The organism is Roseibium marinum (assembly GCF_002906165.1).
Taxonomy (GTDB): domain Bacteria; phylum Pseudomonadota; class Alphaproteobacteria; order Rhizobiales; family Stappiaceae; genus Roseibium; species Roseibium marinum.
Window position 1 is genome coordinate 167,188 of the sequence record NZ_PPCN01000007.1, and the last position, 17,452, is coordinate 184,639.

17 protein-coding genes are annotated in these 17,452 nt (G+C 59.3%); all 17 read right to left on the minus strand.

What is annotated here, in order from left to right; translation table 11 throughout:
- Positions 1 to 148 precede the first annotated feature (148 nt).
- The 17 genes from CLV41_RS16450 to CLV41_RS16530 all read right to left on the minus strand — a co-directional run bounded on the left by CLV41_RS16450 (position 149) and on the right by CLV41_RS16530 (position 17,173).
- Positions 149 to 529, minus strand: a complete 381-nt coding sequence (locus CLV41_RS16450; RefSeq protein ID WP_103223517.1) for a flagellar biosynthesis protein R — start codon at positions 527 to 529, stop codon at positions 149 to 151.
- A 4-nt stretch (positions 530 to 533) separates the two neighbouring features.
- Positions 534 to 1,310 (minus strand): flagellar biosynthesis protein FliR, encoded by a 777-nt coding sequence (gene fliR / locus CLV41_RS16455; protein WP_103223518.1) that lies wholly within the window; start codon positions 1,308 to 1,310, stop codon positions 534 to 536.
- Positions 1,307 to 3,397 carry a flagellar biosynthesis protein FlhA gene (flhA, locus tag CLV41_RS16460; protein ID WP_103223519.1) on the minus strand — a complete coding sequence of 697 codons (2,091 nt, stop codon included), beginning with the start codon at positions 3,395 to 3,397 and terminating at the stop codon, positions 1,307 to 1,309. The genes fliR and flhA overlap by 4 nt, the downstream gene beginning before the upstream one ends.
- Before the next feature lie 219 nt (positions 3,398 to 3,616).
- Positions 3,617 to 3,883, minus strand: a complete 267-nt coding sequence (gene fliQ, locus CLV41_RS16465) for a flagellar biosynthesis protein FliQ (RefSeq protein ID WP_103223520.1) — start codon at positions 3,881 to 3,883, stop codon at positions 3,617 to 3,619.
- Between the two features lie 15 nt (positions 3,884 to 3,898).
- Positions 3,899 to 4,300: a flagellar hook assembly protein FlgD gene (flgD, locus tag CLV41_RS16470; protein ID WP_103223521.1), complete on the minus strand. Its 402-nt coding sequence runs from the start codon at positions 4,298 to 4,300 to the stop codon at positions 3,899 to 3,901.
- A gap of 12 nt (positions 4,301 to 4,312) precedes the next feature.
- The gene (gene flbT, locus CLV41_RS16475) at positions 4,313 to 4,783 is read right to left on the minus strand and encodes a flagellar biosynthesis repressor FlbT (RefSeq protein ID WP_103223522.1); all 471 of its coding nucleotides are present in this window, start codon (positions 4,781 to 4,783) and stop codon (positions 4,313 to 4,315) included.
- Positions 4,784 to 4,787: 4 nt separating this feature from the next.
- Complete coding sequence (flaF, locus tag CLV41_RS16480) at positions 4,788 to 5,138, minus strand: flagellar biosynthesis regulator FlaF (RefSeq protein WP_103223523.1); 351 nt, start codon at positions 5,136 to 5,138, stop codon at positions 4,788 to 4,790.
- 51 nt (positions 5,139 to 5,189) lie between these two features.
- On the minus strand, positions 5,190 to 6,236 hold the full coding sequence (locus CLV41_RS16485) for a flagellar hook-associated family protein (RefSeq protein ID WP_103223524.1): 1,047 nt from the start codon (positions 6,234 to 6,236) through the stop codon (positions 5,190 to 5,192).
- 4 nt (positions 6,237 to 6,240) lie between these two features.
- A complete protein-coding gene (gene flgK / locus CLV41_RS16490; RefSeq protein WP_103223525.1) occupies positions 6,241 to 7,731 on the minus strand; it encodes a flagellar hook-associated protein FlgK in 1,491 nt (496 codons plus the stop codon).
- A gap of 44 nt (positions 7,732 to 7,775) precedes the next feature.
- On the minus strand, positions 7,776 to 9,065 hold the full coding sequence (locus CLV41_RS16495; protein ID WP_103223526.1) for a flagellar hook protein FlgE: 1,290 nt from the start codon (positions 9,063 to 9,065) through the stop codon (positions 7,776 to 7,778).
- Between the two features lie 169 nt (positions 9,066 to 9,234).
- The gene (locus CLV41_RS16500; RefSeq protein WP_103223527.1) at positions 9,235 to 9,705 is read right to left on the minus strand and encodes a transglycosylase SLT domain-containing protein; all 471 of its coding nucleotides are present in this window, start codon (positions 9,703 to 9,705) and stop codon (positions 9,235 to 9,237) included.
- 61 nt (positions 9,706 to 9,766) lie between these two features.
- Positions 9,767 to 11,107 carry a flagellar hook-length control protein FliK gene (fliK, locus tag CLV41_RS16505; protein WP_103223528.1) on the minus strand — a complete coding sequence of 447 codons (1,341 nt, stop codon included), beginning with the start codon at positions 11,105 to 11,107 and terminating at the stop codon, positions 9,767 to 9,769.
- Positions 11,104 to 12,327: a chemotaxis protein gene (locus CLV41_RS16510; protein WP_208987550.1), complete on the minus strand. Its 1,224-nt coding sequence runs from the start codon at positions 12,325 to 12,327 to the stop codon at positions 11,104 to 11,106. The genes fliK and CLV41_RS16510 overlap by 4 nt, the downstream gene beginning before the upstream one ends.
- Positions 12,324 to 13,826, minus strand: a complete 1,503-nt coding sequence (locus CLV41_RS16515; protein WP_103223530.1) for a MotB family protein — start codon at positions 13,824 to 13,826, stop codon at positions 12,324 to 12,326. Before CLV41_RS16515 ends, CLV41_RS16510 begins: the two co-directional genes overlap by 4 nt.
- Positions 13,826 to 14,464 (minus strand): hypothetical protein, encoded by a 639-nt coding sequence (locus CLV41_RS16520; RefSeq protein WP_103223531.1) that lies wholly within the window; start codon positions 14,462 to 14,464, stop codon positions 13,826 to 13,828. Before CLV41_RS16520 ends, CLV41_RS16515 begins: the two co-directional genes overlap by 1 nt.
- Positions 14,464 to 16,110, minus strand: coding sequence for a flagellar basal-body MS-ring/collar protein FliF (gene fliF / locus CLV41_RS16525; protein WP_103223532.1), 1,647 nt, complete (start codon positions 16,108 to 16,110; stop codon positions 14,464 to 14,466). The genes CLV41_RS16520 and fliF overlap by 1 nt, the downstream gene beginning before the upstream one ends.
- Before the next feature lie 142 nt (positions 16,111 to 16,252).
- Positions 16,253 to 17,173, minus strand: coding sequence for a flagellin N-terminal helical domain-containing protein (locus CLV41_RS16530; RefSeq protein ID WP_103223533.1), 921 nt, complete (start codon positions 17,171 to 17,173; stop codon positions 16,253 to 16,255).
- Positions 17,174 to 17,452: the final 279 nt, after the last annotated feature.

The following is a 17,452-nucleotide window of genomic DNA, read 5'->3' on the forward strand; positions in this document are numbered from 1 at the left end:
ACGGCTCCTTGGTCAAAACTGGTTGCAAACAAGGCCCGCAGGGTGACAGGGCAAGGCAAGCAGGGAAGCTTACTTCAGGCCTTGTTTGCAGCTTCTGTTGTAGCTGTCGCAGCTTGCGGGAGGCTTGCGTCCCGAACTTTTGGGGCCGTCAGCCAAAACGGCGTGCCAGCAGATCCATCAGATCGCGTTCTTCTTCCGCCCGTTGTTCCTCGCCGCGCATCTTCGCCAGCCGCTCGGCCATCAGCTTCAGCATCATCCGCTGACGGTCGAATTCGGAATTCACCCTGGAACGGGCTTCGCTCAGCCGCGCCATTTCCTCGATAATCCGCCGCAAGCGCTCCGCCGCATTGGCGATGAAGCGGTCATGCTGGGCCAGGTCGCCGTTGGAAAGCGCCAGGAGAATACGCCGTTCCTTTTCGGAGAGCTGGTAGACCTGGGCATCGAGTTTCTGCAAGAGCCACGAGGAAAACAGAAAGATCTGCTTCTGCGTCCGGAACAGACGTTCGATATCCTGACTGTTTCGCGCCATCGTCCTATCCTATCTGAAGCCATGTGAAATACCCGTCCAGGAAGATCATGATCGCCTCCGCTATGACGAGGTAGAGGAAGTAGAGTCCGCCTGCGATGACAAACGGCATGGAGATGAAATAGACCGGGATCTGCGGGGTCAGCTTGTTGACCAGGCCGACCGCCAGGTTGACCACCACCGTGTAGACCACGAAAGGGCTGCACACCCGTAGTGCCAGCACGAAGGTCTGCGCCAGTTGGTCGGTGAACTGTTCCAGGCTTGAGACAGCCGTCAGCGGCACCCCCGCGGGAATGGCCTCGTAGGAAGCTACAAGACCGCGAAGGATCTCCCAGTGCTGGTTGGTGATGAAGACCATTGCCGTCGCGGTCACCGTGAAGAGGTTCGCGACCGGCGGCAGGGCATCGACACCCTCGATCGGCAGTCCGGGCATGTTGGAGAGGCCGATCGACATGGACACCAGCGTCGTCAGGGTTTCCAGCGCCGCGATGAATGCCCGGCCAAGGAATCCGATGAAAGCACCGGTGAGCAGTTCCGCGCCGATGAACCAGGCGACCGTCGCCAGTTCTTCATCCGGCAGGGCCGCCTGGATCGCAGGGGTCAACAGAGGCGACAGCGCGAGCGAAACCGAAAGGGCGACGAACAGGCGGATCCGGACCGGAATCCGGTTGCTGCCAAACCCGGGAATGATCATCAGGCAGGCGCCGATCCGGCAGAACAGCAGAAAGACGGCCAGCAGAACCGAAGCATTGAATGTGCCGAGCAACAGTCCGCCGGCAATCACGAGACACTTCCAAGGGCAGAGACGTCCACTCCACGGGCGATCTCAAGGTGGGACAGAACAGGCAGGGTCGGGAACATGCGCTCCACGATCATGCGCACATAGGGCCGGGCATCGGGCGCCGCCACGATGGCGAACCGGCTGCCGTTCTTCATGTGCTTCTTGACCGCTTCGGACATCTGGTTTCCGAAATCCTCAACCAGTTGCGGTTCGATATCGAACTCGATCACATCCCCCTTCGCGTCGCGCCTGAGGGCGTTGTGGAATGCAAGGTCCCAGCGGTTGCCGAGACGCAGGACGTTCAGCGATCCGCCTTCGGCGAGATCGCCGCAGATCTGCTGGGCTATGCGCATGCGAACGTGTTCCACGACCTGCTCCGAGCGGCGCACATGCGGAACGATTTCAGCTACCGCTTCCAGAATGAGGTTCAGGTTGCGGATCGAGACCCGTTCCGCCAGCAGCAGCTTGAGGACGGCCTGCAGGCCGGAGAAGGAAGTATGGGCCGGGCAGATGTCGTCCAGCAGCTTCTGGTATTCCGGGTCGAGGCGGTTGAACAGGATCCGCATGTCCTTGTAGGACAGAAGCTGCGGCAGGTTGTTGCGGATCACTTCACTCAGATGGGTGAGAATGACCGTCATGTTTTCCGCCGGCGTCAGACCGCGGCGTTTCAGTTCGTCCTTGTAGGCCGGCGGCACCCAGTAGGCGGGCATGCCGAAGGCTGGCTCCCTGGTGGCATCGGCCGGAACGGGCAGCGCCTCATCCGAATTCGGAATGACCAGCAATTCGCCCACCTTGAGGTGCTGCGAGGCGACGATCGTGCCGTGAATCTTTATCTGGTAGCTTTTCGGATCCAGCGTCAGGCTGTCGGTAACGCGGATATCGGGCACCACGAACCCGTATTGTTCCGCGAATTTCCGCCGCATCTTGGCGACCCTGCGCGAAAGTTCACCGTGCTTGGTCAGGAGTTCGGCCGAAAGCTGCTTGCCGAGAACCAGTTCGACTTCGGAGGATTTGAGTGTCTCCTTGACGGAATCCTTTTCCTCAAGCCTGGTCTTTTCATCGGCGGCTGTCTTGCTATCCGCTTCGAGCTTCTTTTTGGCGGCCAGGCGCTTGGGAATGGTGTACCCGACGAAACCCATCAGGCCGGCCAGCAGCAGGAACGGCAGCATGGGAAGCCCCGGCATGACCGCAAAGATCGCCATCAGGATCGCCGCAACGAACAGGGCGCGCGGATACCCGCCAAGCTGGCCGAGAACCGCCTTGTCCGTCGAGCCTCTGGTTCCCCCCTTGGAGACCAGCAGACCCGCCGCCAGAGACACGATCAGAGCCGGGATCTGGGAAACCAGACCGTCCCCGACGGAGAGTTTGGTAAAGACGTCGGCGGCGTTCGAGACATTCATGTCATAGCGGGTCACCCCGATGACGATGCCACCAAGGATGTTGACCGCCGTAATGATCAGCCCGGCGACGGCATCGCCGCGCACAAATTTCGAGGCACCGTCCATTGCACCGAAAAAGGAGCTTTCCTCTTCCAGTTCCTTGCGCCGGTGCTGGGCTTGCTTGTCATCGATAAGCCCGGCGGAAAGATCCGCGTCGATCGCCATCTGCTTGCCCGGGATCGCGTCCAGCGTAAAGCGCGCGCCGACTTCAGCGATACGCGTCGCGCCCTTGGTGATCACCATGAAGTTCACGATCACGAGGATCGAGAACACGATCAGCCCGATAACGAAATCTCCGCTCATCACGAATTGCGAAAAGCCGTGGATCACATAACCGGCCGCATCCAGTCCCTCATGCCCCTTGGCGAGAATGACCCGGGTCGTGGCGATGTTGAGCGACAGCCGCAGCAAGGTGGCGATCAGCAGGATCGTCGGGAAGGATGAAAAATCCAGCGGCCGCTGGATCCACAGCGCCACCATCAGGATAAGCACGGAAAGCGCAATCGACATGGCAAGACCAAAATCGATCAGAAAAGTCGGGATCGGCAGAAAAAGAACCACGAGAATGACGATGATGCCAAGCGCGAAACCCACGTCTCGGCGGCTTTCAGGCGGTCCATCGGCAATCGGTGAAACTGAGGTGTCTGTCATTCCTGCCCTCGCAGACGTGTTGGAGACCCGCAAGGTCGCCGCTCAAGCTTGCGTGAAGCTTTTAGAGCACCTGGCATTGCGATAATCGCGGATGAATGCGGTTGACCCGCCGGGAGGGGAACCGGGATGTTTCACAGCGCCGAAAAACGGAACCGCACCGCCTTGCTCGTGGCGGAGCAAGGTCGGTGCGGTTACGCGGGGTCTTCCCGGAAGGATTTTTTAAAACCCGGACTCGATCCGATCGTAGATCAGCGTGGTCAGCGTGTAGATCTGGCCGCCGATGAACGGTCCGGCAATGACGATCATCACCAGGATAGCAACGATTTTCGGAATGAAGGTCAGGGTGATTTCCTGAACCTGGGTAAGGGCCTGCATCAGGGCAATCCCGATCCCCACGACCATCGCCGGTACGATCGCCGGCGCCGATCCGATAAGGATCGTCCAGATTGCGGTCCTGACAATGTCCAGTGCGTCTACTTCATTCATGGTCGGTCTGCCCGCTCAGGATACGGTGATGCCCGGGCCAAGCAGAACGCCCTTGCCGTTGTCGAGCGCCAGGAGCGTACCGTCCGAGTAGATTTCCACCCGTTCCACGACACCCGTCGTCCCGTTCGGGTCTGTGACCGTTCTGCCGATCAGGTCATCCACCTGTCCGAAGGACATGTTCATCAGCATGGTCTCCAGCTTGGCGTTGGTCTGGATGGCCTGTTCGACCTGGCTGAAGCTTGCGAGCTGCGAAAGCTGTTCGGAAGCATCCATCGGGTTCGTCGGGTCCTGGTTCTGCATCTGCGCCATCATCAGCTGCAGAAATGTATCGTAGTCGACGGTCAGCTGCTGCTGAGCGCTTGAAGCAGCTCCCGGGGTCTGGTTTTGTGCCGCGCCGACACCTTCAACAGTGGTCATGCTGTTTCTCCTTTAAACGACGGCCAGCAGCGGGCCTTGGCGATACTTGTTTCCGGCCGAAACCGAGGGCACTGACCTCCCGGCCTGCATCTCTTTGCGTTTTTCGGCGACCATCAGGTTCGCCTCGACGGGATAAAGGCCGCGCACGATCTTCATCGCTTCGAACCAGCGTTCGGATGTCGCCAGATTCTCCACTTCATTCAGCCGGTCCAGAACCTCTTTCGACGAGAAGGCAGCCTTGACCGACGCAAGCACCAGATGGAACATGTCCTGTACAGTGTGCGCGGAGGCGGGATCGATGATCACGGTCTGCAGAATGAAATAGAGCTGCCGTAGAGGCGTTGTCGCGTCTTCGGGCTGCAGCACATGCGCTTCCAGCAGGAACACCGCATCGTTCAGCAGTTCGATGCTTGTCTTGCGTTCGGCCCGGATCACCGCACCGTTGAGGAACAGGCGTTCGCCCGCTTTCAATCCGATTTTCATGAGGTTAACCGTCCAGACTGTCGCGGATGATGGAATTGATTTGAATGATGTCGGCGAAGTCTTCCTGTTGCCACTGGCGCAGCGCTTCCGCTTCCTTCAGGACCCAGATCCCGATGGAAATGAGATTTGCCCGCGTTTCGATGGGCAGTTCGTTGCCGTCATCGGCCAATTGTTCCAGGAAGTAGCTCCACAGGCGCCGGGTGTAGAACAGCGCGTCCACGGCTTCCGGCGAGCGGATTCCCAGTTCGCTGGCATTGCTCAGCTTGTCGATGACAATCGTCATCGCCTCATGTTCGTTCAACCGTTGATCGCCGCAGAGATCATCCATGACCTCAGCATAGGACAAGTTGTACATGGGCCCTCTCCAGTTTCATATTTACTCTTGATGTCAGATACTTGGGCATGATCAGATGTAGTTGAGTATGCTGAGGCCCTGCATGCGGGCTGTAACAGCATAGGTCGTCTCCAACTGGGTCAGCGCGGTATTCAGACGAACCGACGTTTCCTCCGGGTTCACGTTTTCCAGATCGTTGATGCGGCTGTTCAGGATGTCGGTCTGGACTTGCAGGCGGGAACTCGCCAGCTTGACCTGCTCCTGCACGTTGCCGAGTTTCCCCATCGCGCTGGTCACGCCGGCGATACCGGTGCCGAGCTTTTCAATCGCCTTGTCGAGCACGCGTTTATAAGTGCCCGGATCCAGGTTTTCGTTGCCCAGATCCGCCATCAGCGTGTAGGCCTGCGCCAGATCCCGGAAAGCCTGTTCGTTGGCGCTCACGGAGCTGTTGACCGTCTCGCTCGCCGAAATCCGGCTGACCGTGACGCTGTTGGAAGCGCCCGACCAGTCCGTCCCCCAGGCAGGATCCTGGAACAGCGCGTCGAACGCGCCGTTCAGATAGGTGTCCATTGCCGCAGCTGTGATGCCGGATACGGTCGGGTCTGACTGGGTGATACCGAATTCGGCGAAAAAGGCAGCGTCGGCCGCCAGTTTGTTCGGCGACGCGGGATCGAGATAATCGGCGACCGGTTCCTGGTCGGAATTGATCCCGGCGAACACGAAATTGCCGTTTAGCTGGGTATTCAGCCGCGATACCAGCAGTTCCATGCTTCCCTGGGCATCCGCCTTGACGATTTCCGCGCTGCCGCCATCTTCGCGCAGCGCTATAAGTGTGCTCAGGAAACCCTGAGCGTCGCTGAGCATATCCCCCATCGCGGCCTGGCTGACATCCAGACGGGACGCTGTCAAAGCGTTGGTATCGACGATGCCGTTCAGAAAATGGAATTCCGCCCGCAGGGACACGCTTTCGCCGGTGCGCGACCCCAGATCCAGCCCGACGTCGAACTTGCGTCCGGAAGACATTTCGATGCTGAGCTTGTTGACCAGATTCGCCTGGCTCGTGATCTGCCGGCGTGAGGCGTTCGCAAATGAAATCGTTGAGATATGGGTGGTTTTCATGACTTTACCTCGCTGCGGCCAGGAGATCTTCGAACATCGCGTCGACCGCTGAAATGAGCCGCGTCGCGGCGGAATAGGAGCGCTCGATATCAAGTAGCAGCGTCATCTCCTCGTCGATGTTGACGCCGGTCTTGTTGTCGAGATTTTCCGCCGTGCGGCCCAGGATGACCGCCTGCACCTCGACATTGCTGGTCATGGTCTTGCGGCCGCTTTCCAGCCAGCTGACGGAAGACGCTGCAAATCCGCTCAAGGTGTCGGACGGATCGAGCTCGACGCCGCCGTCAAAGACCCGGTCCTGATCGAACGCGGAAACCAGTTCCTGCAGGCGGTCCGAAAATCCGGCCGCCCCCGCCGGGTTGTAGTTGTAGTCGGGATCGAACGGGTCGGAGATGCCACCGTCCCGGATTCTGTCCAGGCTGCCGCCGAGATCGGGATCCGCATTGGCGTTGACCTCTATCTCCCCCGCCAGTCCGGCAACAAGCGTGCTTGTCGCCGGAACGGCAGGTGCGCCCGGCCAGGTGAACAGCCCGGCCTGATCCGGCCCGCCCCCACCGTTTTGATCGCTTTCGGCGAAGGCTTCGATCAAACCGCGGGCGACTTCGTCGAGCTGGTTCTGATAGGTCACGGCGACATCGTCGCGAAGCTCGGCCAAACCGTGCAATCGCCCGGAGCTGATCGGCATCATGGCACCGGGCCCGGCCACCGGAACACCGTCGACGAAGACCGCATTGCCGACCGTCGTCGCGTCATAAACCAGCGTAGGCTCGAATCTCACATCGCGGGCGCTGGTCTCGAACAGGGTCACACCGCTGTCCGTGTAGACGACGATATCGCCATTGGCGCGGTCGAGCGTCGTAATGCCGATTTCTTCCGAAAGCGCCAAAAGGATCTGGTCCCGGCTGTCCAGGGCATCGGTCACATCGGCGCCGGACTGCGTGCCCTTGACGATGACCGTGTTGAGATCCTCTAGCTGGCCGAGCAGATTGTTGATCTGCCGGACGGATCCCGCCATATCGGTATCCGCGTTCGCGCGCACCTCCTGAACGGTGGCTGAGCCGGACTGCAGGGTGGAGGCCATATCCTTGGCGGATTGCAGAACGTTCTGGGCGAGAATGGTGTTGTTCGGATCCGAGGCGTAATTTTGCAGGGAAAGCTGCAGCTCGCCCAGCATTGCCGCGGGCGACATCTCCAGTTGGGTGTCGTTGATCGTCTCCGACATTCTGGTCAGGCCGTTCAGGATGGCTTCCTGGGAGGAGCCGACGGACGTGGAAGAAAGAAGAGACGAATACAGGGCACTGTCCGTCACCCGGACGACACCGTCGACACGGACCCCGCCGGACTGGCCGGTAGAGCTGTAAACCTGGCTGAGAACCACGGATTTTCGGGAGTAGCCGGCATCCTGTGCGCCCGCGATATTGCGGGCGATCACCGCGGATTCTGTCTGGCGGGCAGCCAGGGCGGACTGGGCAACCTGCAATGCGACGGACAGGCTCATGACATCAACTTTCGGGTTAACGGGCCAATGGATTTATTGGGGTTTTATCGGGTCAGGTTGACGAGTTCCTGCAGCAGGTCGGAACCGGCCTTGAACACCTGGGAGTTGGCTGTGTAGGTGCGCTGGGATTCGATCATCGAGGTCAGTTCGCTCGCCAGATCCACGTTCGAGCTTTCCAGCGCGCCCACTTCCAGATCGCCCAACCCCGCTTCTCCCGGGAAACCGACCCGCACCTCACCGGACTCGAAGGACGGGCGGTAGATGTTGCCGCTCAACGGATCGAGTTTGTCCGGGCTCGCGACATCCGCCAGGGGGATCTTGTAGAGCGCGCGGCGGTCGCCGTTTTCGTAGACCGCGAAAAGCGTGCCGTCGTCGTTGAATTCGACACCCTCGACGGAACTCGGCGCGTTTCCGTCCGTATCGACGGTGGTGACCTCGAAATCGGCATTCAGGTAGGTTGAATCGGCCAGATCGATATCGAAGGTACCCCCGTTCGGCACAGCGACGTTGATAGTCGTCGGACTGGCCCCCGCAAGATCGCCCGTGGTGGTGTCGAAGGTCAGGGTCTGGGTGCTCAGCGGCGGGTTGGCATAGGGAAATCCGCCGTTTGTGGAATCGGCTGAATCAAACACCGCAACTTCCCAGTCGGATGCAGGAGGAACTTCGGACGTCTTGGAATAATAAACGTCCAGCTTCACCTCGTTGCCGAGGTTGTCGTAAACGATAAGCGACGTCTTATGGGAATAATCGACCGTCGCAGCCGACGCGAAGTCGACGGAGGGAAGGTTGGCGCCAGCCACGATCGTCGCATCCTCGGACACGTTCGTGTAGAGCGTTGCCCGGCCCGTCGGTGTCGCCTCGAGCTTGTTCTGCGAAATGTTGATCGGTTCCAGACCGCCGAGACCGTTGGCCACCAATGCCGGTTCAGAACCGTCGGTAATCGGGTAGCCCTGCAGATAGTAACCCGCCGTGTTGACGAGAAAGCCTTCCCCGTCAGGCACGAAGGACCCGGCGCGGGTCAGTGCCTGCTGGGAACTGGCGTCGGTTCCGCTGGAGACGATGAAAAACCCGTTGCCGCTGACCGCAAGGTCGAGGCTGGACGTGGTATAGGTCCGCGCGCCCTGATCCGTTATGGCATATTTGGTATGAGCCTTAACGCCTCCCGAATTGTAGGTTCCCGACCCCTGGGACAGTACCAGGGAGGAAAATTCCGTCATCGCCCGCTTGTAGCCGGTGGTGCTGGAATTGGCGATATTGTCGGCAACCGTGCCGAGTTTGCTAGACTGCGCATTCATGCCTGAAACGCCTGTGCGCATTACTCCGAAAAGGCCCATGACAGGTCTCCTGTTTCCAGATCAACTGGACACAGTCAAACCGACATAACTTGCGTGAAGCTGTTCTTGAAAAATATTTATTCTTTATATTCAGATACTTAATTATATAAAATTTTAGCTTATGAAATAAATGAAAGCATCTGCACCGAGAAATGCCGACGCAGGACAGTCAAGCGCCGCAAAACTGCTTTGATTTATCCGTCCAATGACCGAATCCTGAAGCAACCATATTCCTGATCACTGTGCAGACGTAGCGCTTTTGTGCCGGATTATTGTTCGGGCCGGCATGATATCGGGCAACCGCCATGGTCCAGGAGCCCTGCCGGCTGCGCAGGTCTTTCAGGAAGCGGGCGGCATACTGCACGTTGGCCCGCGGTTCGAGCATGTGATCGACCGACCGGAACCGCTTTCCGTGATAATGATAGTTGATCTGCATGCAGCCGATATCGATCAGCTTCTTGCCATGCTTGCGCGCCTGGAGGAAGTCCTTCCTGGCGGCCAGCCGGCTGGGCGGGAAGACCGATTTCCCCTCGATGTTCAATGCATAGGGGTAAAGAGAGTTCCGCCGTCCGGTTTCTGTCAGCCCGACCGCGTAGAGCACGCCAAGCGGAACGTGGTATTTTTGCGCCGCCGCGATCATTTCCCGCTCGCAGACATTTTGCACTTCACCGGCAGCCGGAAGGCTGGCGGTCAAAACGCCGCTAAAGATAGATGCCGTCAGAAAGGCTGATGTCAGAAGTGTTTTCATGACCTGCTCCCTCCGTAGTCTCGATGGCATTGGCCTCGTTGGACTGGAATGAACCCTCGGGATTGTTTCTGTCCGACCGGTTGTTCTGCTGTTCGGAACCGCCTCCATTGAAGGACTGGGCCTGACCTTCACCGGAACCGTTTTGCCCCGCTGCCGATTGGCCGTTCGCGGACGCACCGGTGTGCATGGCCGGACGGTCGTCGGCGGCTTGAACGGTAATCGCGTCCGCCTTCATACCGGTGACGCGCAGCATCTGATCGAGCAGTTGCCTGTCCTGTTTCAGAAGCTCGGCGGTCTGCGCCTTGCTGGCGACCAGCGTCACCTCGACGGTGTCGCCGACCATTCTGAGAGACACTTTCACGCTGCCGAGTTCATGTGGCGTAAGCTGGATATCCAGAGTTTTGAGCACCGGCCCTTCCGCCCTTGTGGAAAGACCCGTCTGCCGCGCGGCGGGGCCGGAAGGCATATCCTTCATGGCGGAAACGATCTGGTCTCCAACCTGCTGTACCGGCGAAAGGCGCAAGTTGGGCGCGAAATGGGTTTCCTGGCGCAATATCTTGACCGTGCCCGCCGCGTCTTCCGGCAACATGGACCGCCCGGCGGACCTGCCGGACGCGCCGTCCGTGACGCGCTCCGGTTCGACACCGAACTGCGCGAAGAGCGAAGACGATCCAGTCTTTGCGCTGCCGTCTGTCTCGACGGCCAGGCCAGTTTTTCCCTGTGCTCCCACGGAAGACTGACGCTGCCGAAGCACCTGATCTTGAGATCCGGGAGCGGCAGTCTGCCGATTTTGATCTGCCGGAATGGCGAGCACCGCAGTGATCGGTAAAGCGGTCGAAGCTTGCGCCGCGCTCTGCCCGGATCCTTTCGAATCCGGGTCGGCGGAACCCGGACCCCCGCCGGTCCGCGTCTCTGAACCTTCGCCGTCATTTGCCGGCTTCGACAGGATTTTCTGGGAAACCTGGCGCAAGGCGTCGGCAAGATTGCTTGTCGTGAAGGAGATGAAGGCGGATTTTCCGGTTTCGCCGCCTTCCGCTTTCGCGTCACCTTCCGCCTGCGGTTCAACGGTTTCTTGCGACACGTCCCCCTTGCCGTCCTCCGCCTGACCGTCCTGCGTCCCCGACTGTCCGCCACCGCCCGCGCCTACCGCATCTCCCTTTTTCATGCCCTGCATGAGGGAGTGAAATTCCGCCGCCGTCTCTTGAGCCGATTGGCCGCCGTCTGCGGCCCGGCCGTCCGCGGACTTGCCGGACTGCGGTGTAGAAGGCGTGAAAGCTTGCGTATTCAGACTCATTTTTCTTCTCCCATAACTGCGAGAGACTTCTCTGTGCGGAGCAACAGCCGCTCCGCCACATCCATATCCGGCGTGAACCAGGACCGGTCCTCGGGATCGGCGATATTGCTCGCCACGTTGAATTCTCCGATGACATTTTCCGGCGGCTCCGGGAAATGCCGCACGGAATTGAGAACCGTGTAGACCCCGTCGAGAAGTGCAAGATCCTCATAGGAAAGCGCGCTCTTGTCGATCGACCACAAAAGATCCCTGTTTTCCGAGATCATCTCAGGCTCCAGCCTGGTCGCTGCCGAATACACCTTGAGAATCTCTCTTTCCCGGGTGCCTTCCACGGCCAGTATCAGAGCTTCTTCCGTCGATTTGCGCGCCACGTTCAAATGCCCGGCCAGCAGCGCCGAACGGGCGAGCCGCATGTAAAGGCCACGCCGGGAATCGGCGTCAAACTCATGCAGGACAGGCACGATCAGCGCGAACTTGTCTTCACTCTTGACAAATCCGAGCGTATCGATCGCCAGCGCAAAGCGCCTGCGGAAGTCACCGGCGTAAATCGAATTGCTGAAACGGCGCAGGTAGCGGGTGCTCAGGACCCGGAAATGGTCGACATCGCCCATGATTCCGGCGACGAAGACTTCCCGTCGAAGCGCCGCCTCCTCGACCAAAGTGCCGGGCATCAGCAGACTGGCAACCTGCAACAGTTCCATCGCCCGTGCCGGGTCGCTCCGGATGTAGGGCGCGGCCTTTACCAGCGCCACATGCCCGCCGAGACCGGAGGGAAGATCGAGCGGATCGATGTCCTCAAGCAGATCCAGCAAATCCTCTTCGCGCCCCTCGATATAGGCCAGCGAAGCTTCCATCAGCTTCCGGTCGACAACAGGAGCCGGGTCGAGCGACAGAAGATACCGCATGACTTCCGGATGACCGCCGCTGAGGAGATGTATGACCGCCGCCCGCGCGTTGCGCGGGTCCTGCCAGACATCCGGCCGCATTTCGACAAACGTCACGTCCATCTTGGTCAGAAGGGACCTTTGGGCGATCATGGCGTGGCTGTTGCCCTGGGCAACCTGCTCCTGCAGGGATTGCAGCGACCTGACGAGCTCATAGGGAAGAGGTCCGCTGCCAACATCCTGCGATCGCGCCACGGCAATAGAACCGGCAAGGAGCAGCCCTGCAAGGACGATACGGAAAATTCCCGTTTTCAGCTGCGGCTTGATGCCCATCATTCGCCTCCCTCCAGAAGATAGATCTCAATCCGGCGGTTTGCCGCCGCGAAAGGATCTTGCGAATTTTTCAAATGACGGTCGGCATAACCTTCCACCCGGTCGAAACGATCCTTGGCCACGCCGCCGCGCGTGAGCATATAGAGCGCCATATGGGCCCTGGCCGAAGACAGCCGCCAATTGTCATAGGTCTTGCTGCGGAAGGGTCTTGCGTCGGTGTGGCCCTTGATGACGATCTGACCGGGCATGTCCGCAATGACCTTGCCGATCCGTTCCAGCAACTTCACCAGTTCCGGTCGTGGTTCCGCCGAACCTATGGCGAACATGCCGAAGTTCTGGTCGTCCGTCAGGCTGATCAATGCCCCCTCGCCTTCGCGTATGATGGTGATCTGAGCGGCGGTTTCTTCCAGAACAGTGCCTTTCGTCGCTTCAAGGACCTGAGACAAACGAGCGACAAGAATTTCAACTTTCGACAGGCCATCGACGATTTCGGTCCCGGTATCCTCGTCCTGTGTGCCTGTGCTGACCTGAGCACTCAGCCGCGAGGCATTTTGCAGCGACAGCCCGGTCACATGAGCGATAACCGGATCCATTTTCTTGAAGGGATCGGCGCGAGGGCCTGCGCCCAGTTCGGCAAAGACGTCCGGGCCGCTTCCCGAAGCATGCTGCAGATCGCCGCTCGAGGCCACGGCTCCCCCCATCTGTGCCGCCACCGGCCCATCCGGCGCTCCGGAAAGCTCTTCATCAAACGGTCCACCGAAGGCATGGAGACCTTCAAACTGAACTTCCCCTGCCCCCGATCCGCTGTTGGTATTCTGGCGAATTTCTTCCTTCCGGTCCTGCGCGCGCAACAGCGGGTCGGCGCCATCGACGCCCCGTCCGGGTCGGAATTGCCAATAAAGGGGATCGAATGGATCGCGATACGCCTGCCCGCCCTGGACACCCTCATGTTTTTCCAGACCTGAGCCGATGCCCAACGGATTGGCTTCGAGAGTGTCCACGACACGGATTTTTTCAGACAAGGTATCCAGCACCGCGTAAGGGTCGGAAAACAGGACAGTTTCGGAATGAGCCTGCGCGAATTGGCCACTGATGGCATTGCCGCCCTGGGCCTGGATTTCTTCCACTTCAATGGCCTTGTGGCCGGTTTTCAGCCCGTCGCCGAAATTCGGATCCTGATCGACAGGCTCTTCCGAGCCGCCGAGCTTGCCGCTGAACGGTTTCGTTCCGTCGTTGCTTGTTTCACCATCGACCAGCGGGTCGTTCAACCCCTTGCGGTTCGGCGCCGTCGACGCGAGTTTGACTGGGTTGAAATACTGGGCGACACCCTTGCGCACACTTTCATCCGTGACATTTATCAGCCACATAACCAGAAAGAATGCCATCAGCGCGGTCATGAAATCCGCATAGGCGATCTTCCAGACGCCATGCATATGGGTCTCTTCGTCCCAGCTGTACTTACGCCGGACAATGACAATTTCGTTCGGGACACCATCCAGCATCAGTCAGCCTCCTTCCGCAAAATCTCAAGCTGACCGAGCCATTGTTCCAACCGGGTTTCGATCGTGGTTTCGTCGAACAACGCGACAAGCTCAACCTGGTCGGCGACCTGAACCTCGATCCGCTCGCGAAGGTCCGGCAGTTGTGCCATGACCTGTCCGGTCAGGCTATCCGGACCGCGAAGACGGATCAGTTTGCCGTCACTCTCCTGGGTCAGTTGCCTCAAATGCCCGGCGAATGCCGTCACGAGCTGCTCGGTGATCCGTTCGTTCAAAAACGGCTGAAGCAGTTTGGCCAGAGAATAGGCGATCCGTTGCTCCATCACGTCGAGAAAGCCTTCTATTGCCGCGCTGACATTGGCTGACTCCCGCATGTCGAACCGGGTTTTCTCGTCTTCCAGCGCTTTGGCGTGCCCCTCTCGTTCGTTCTCCAGAAGCGATCCGTAATGCGCGTGCATGCGCGCCTCGCCTTCGGCCAGGCCGCGTTCATATTCCGCTTGCCGGCGCTCCTCCTCGCTCGGTTCGGGAGCTTGCTCGTCCTCGGGTTCGAGCACATCGACCAGTGCCGGGTCATACGCACCGTACGATTTGAATTTCGGCACCGTGATAACCGGAATGTGGGAAGCTGCGGACATCGTCATTAGACACGCTCCGATTCATAGAGCCACTGGCGCAGGATCGCGGCGGATTGTTCCTCGTTGAACTCCAGCAGCGATTCCAGTTTCCGGAGGGCGGACTGATTGCGTTTGCTGTTCAGATCCTGAATCAGGTCGGAATGGTCCGGTGGAACAAGAAACGCGTGTTCGCCGTCGGGATCTTCAAAATGTCCATCGACCCCTTCCTGGGCCATGCCCAGTTCGGCCATTTCAACCTGCGGACCGGAAATCTGCGGTACGAGGGCGGAGACGGCCGGGCGCAATCCGAACCAGATCACGAGCATCGACACGGTCAGAATGGCCAGGGCATTGATGATGTTGCCGGACTGGCGCAGCAGATATTCCGTGATGCTTATCGGCGGTATCGGTTCCATGGCATGCCCGCCATCGACAAAATCGACCATGGCCACCTTCACGTTGTCGCCGCGGGTCTTCTCAATGCCGGCCGACGACGCCACAAGGCCTTCGATTTCCAGCAATTGTTCGGCGATCTGGGACTGGGTCGGCTCTCCTCCGAGAGACTGGACAAGCCGGGACCTGTCGACCAGGACGGCGATGGAAAGCCGGTCGACGCGATAGCCGTCCTGGGATGTTTCGATCCGTTTGGAGGAAATCTCGTAATTGACCGTTTCTTCCCGGCGTTCGTTTTCTTCCGTTGACTTTTCTCCGTTTTCGGCCGCGACATTTTCTTCCGGCAGGTTCTGCTCGACCGTCGTCGGCGAACTGACGCTGGAATTTTGCGCGTTCTCGTTTTCCCGTATGGTTCTGATGGACCGTTCGGTACGCGAATCCGGATCGAAAATAGTCTCGGCAATCGTCTTGCGGTCGGTGTTAAGCTCGGCGGCGACGCTGACCTGAAAATTGTCCAGGCCGAGATAAGGCGCCAGGGTCTTGCGAATATTCTCCTGGATCCTGCTGCTGACCGCAGTCTCAAGACTGGCCATCTGCCCGGCTGAAGCCTTGGTTGGATCGTTGCCCGCCGCCAGAATGCCTCCGGTCGTATCCAGAACGGTGACCTTGTTGGCCTCCATGCCAGGAACACCGGCGGCAACCAGATGACGGATCGCGTCGGCGGTGCGAACATCGTCAGGCACATCGGAACGGATCACGACAGAGGCTGAGGGGGGCTGATGGTCCCGGCGGAAGGAGCCTTTTGCCGGCAGGACGATATGGACGCGCGCGGCCCGGATCCCCTTCATGAGCTGAATGGTCCGTGCGAGCTCCCCTTCCAGGGCGCGTACTCTGGTGACTTCCTGCATGAAGGAGGTCAGGCCGAGGGACCCCAGCTCGTCGAAAAGCTCGTAGCCGGAATTCGCGCCCCGAGGCAGACCTTTTTCCGCGAGCAGCATGCGGGCCTTGGCCGTCTGCGCGTGAGAGACCATGACCGAGCCACCGTCCGACGTGATGTCGAATGGTATGCCCGCATCTCTCAGGGCGGAGCCGATACGGGTTACATCCTCACCTTCAAGACCGGTATAAAGAACGGTCTGTTCCGGGCGGCTAAGATAATAGGCGCCAGCCCCGACGGTGGCGATCGTGGCGAGTCCGATCAGGGCGAGCGCGACCAGTCTGCGCAGCCCCAGTTCCATCAGATTTGCCCACAGTTTTTCAGCTTGTTCGCGGCCCGGCATGCAGAACCCCTTGATGCACGTTCGTGTCTGTTCGCGTCACTATGGGAATTGGAGCTTGTGCGAGCCTGTCATGAACGGCGGCGCACAAAAAAAGACCGCGCCCCTGAGGGCGCGGTCCTCTTTTCCATCAGATCCGGGTGGATTAACGGAACAGGGACAGGATGTTCTGGCTGCCCTGGTTTGCGATCGACAGTGCCTGAATACCGAGCTGCTGCTGGGTCTGCAGAGCCTGGAGGCGGGTCGATTCCTTGTTCATGTCGGCATCGACAAGCTGACCGACGCCACGGTCGATGGCATCACGCAGAGCAGACACGAAGTCTGTCTGGAGATCGACACGGCTTTTGATGGAACCGAGCAGCGTTGCGGAGTCGGTGATTTCACCCAGAGCCGCGTCAATGCCGTCTACCAGAGCATCGATACTTGCCGTATCGGCGTCTGTCACCGCGGACAGATCGAAGTCAGCGATACCACCGGCACCGGTGACGTTAGCCAGACCACCGAAACCACGGTCCTGATCGAGGATACCAGTCGTGCCGGCAGCCGTATCATAGAGCTGAGTGGCGGTGATATCGACGGTCGTAACCTGGATCTGGATCGCGCCACCGGAGCGAGTGAAGGAGCTGACGATGTCCTTGGACGTAACGGCGGTCACGTCACTTGCAAGCCAGTTTTCACCGTTGAACACAGCCGAGTCAGCAGTCGAACGCAGCTGGTTCTGCAGTTCGGTGATGTCCGACTGGATCTTGCCGCGGTCAACGCCAGGAGTACGGGCGGCAACGACCTTGGCCTTGATCTCGTTCATGACATCGACGGTGCTGTCCATTGCAGTGTACATGACGTCGACCGTAGCTGCACCAAGACCAAGAGAATCTTCAACGGCGCCAAGAGCCATGTTGTCGGAACGCATGGTGGTTGCGATGGACCAGTAGGCGGCGTTGTCTTCCGCACCGGCCACACGATAACCGGTAGAGATGCGGTTCTGCGTCTCTGCCAGGTTTGCGCTGGTGTGCCGCAGAGTCTGCAGCGCGGTCATTGCGGAAGCGTTTGTCAACAAGCTAGACATGATATGTCCCTTTCAATGTTTCAGTAGAAACTGGAATTGTTTTGGGACATGCCGGGCTGGTACCGGCACAGCAGGAGCAGCGTCATGCTTTTGGACCCTCAAGCGAGTGCGGTCCAACCTGCTGTAAGTTGGACACTAGCGGCCCAACCTTGCGCGAAGCTTACGCCTATTCGGTCAATTTGAAATATTCCGCATTTTCCAGCGAGGGCCGCCAGCGAAATCATCCGACAAGGTCGCGAGGATTAAGATCGCACACGATACAAAAACGGAGCCAACCGG

Coding starts and splice junctions, on each gene's coding strand:
- fliF (WP_103223532.1), bottom strand. CDS start 16,110: ATGCCGGGCCGCGAACAAGCTGAAAAACTGTGGGCAAATCTGATGGAA.
- CLV41_RS16515 (WP_103223530.1), bottom strand. CDS start 13,826: ATGCTGGATGGTGTCCCGAACGAAATTGTCATTGTCCGGCGTAAGTAC.
- CLV41_RS16530 (WP_103223533.1), bottom strand. CDS start 17,173: ATGTCTAGCTTGTTGACAAACGCTTCCGCAATGACCGCGCTGCAGACT.
- flbT (WP_103223522.1), bottom strand. CDS start 4,783: ATGAAAATCGGATTGAAAGCGGGCGAACGCCTGTTCCTCAACGGTGCG.
- fliQ (WP_103223520.1), bottom strand. CDS start 3,883: ATGAATGAAGTAGACGCACTGGACATTGTCAGGACCGCAATCTGGACG.
- flgD (WP_103223521.1), bottom strand. CDS start 4,300: ATGACCACTGTTGAAGGTGTCGGCGCGGCACAAAACCAGACCCCGGGA.
- CLV41_RS16485 (WP_103223524.1), bottom strand. CDS start 6,236: ATGAAAACCACCCATATCTCAACGATTTCATTTGCGAACGCCTCACGC.
- flgK (WP_103223525.1), bottom strand. CDS start 7,731: ATGAGCCTGTCCGTCGCATTGCAGGTTGCCCAGTCCGCCCTGGCTGCC.
- CLV41_RS16520 (WP_103223531.1), bottom strand. CDS start 14,464: ATGACGATGTCCGCAGCTTCCCACATTCCGGTTATCACGGTGCCGAAA.
- CLV41_RS16450 (WP_103223517.1), bottom strand. CDS start 529: ATGGCGCGAAACAGTCAGGATATCGAACGTCTGTTCCGGACGCAGAAG.
- flaF (WP_103223523.1), bottom strand. CDS start 5,138: ATGTACAACTTGTCCTATGCTGAGGTCATGGATGATCTCTGCGGCGAT.
- CLV41_RS16500 (WP_103223527.1), bottom strand. CDS start 9,705: ATGATCGCGGCGGCGCAAAAATACCACGTTCCGCTTGGCGTGCTCTAC.
- CLV41_RS16510 (WP_208987550.1), bottom strand. CDS start 12,327: ATGATGGGCATCAAGCCGCAGCTGAAAACGGGAATTTTCCGTATCGTC.
- flhA (WP_103223519.1), bottom strand. CDS start 3,397: ATGACAGACACCTCAGTTTCACCGATTGCCGATGGACCGCCTGAAAGC.
- fliK (WP_103223528.1), bottom strand. CDS start 11,107: ATGAGTCTGAATACGCAAGCTTTCACGCCTTCTACACCGCAGTCCGGC.
- CLV41_RS16495 (WP_103223526.1), bottom strand. CDS start 9,065: ATGGGCCTTTTCGGAGTAATGCGCACAGGCGTTTCAGGCATGAATGCG.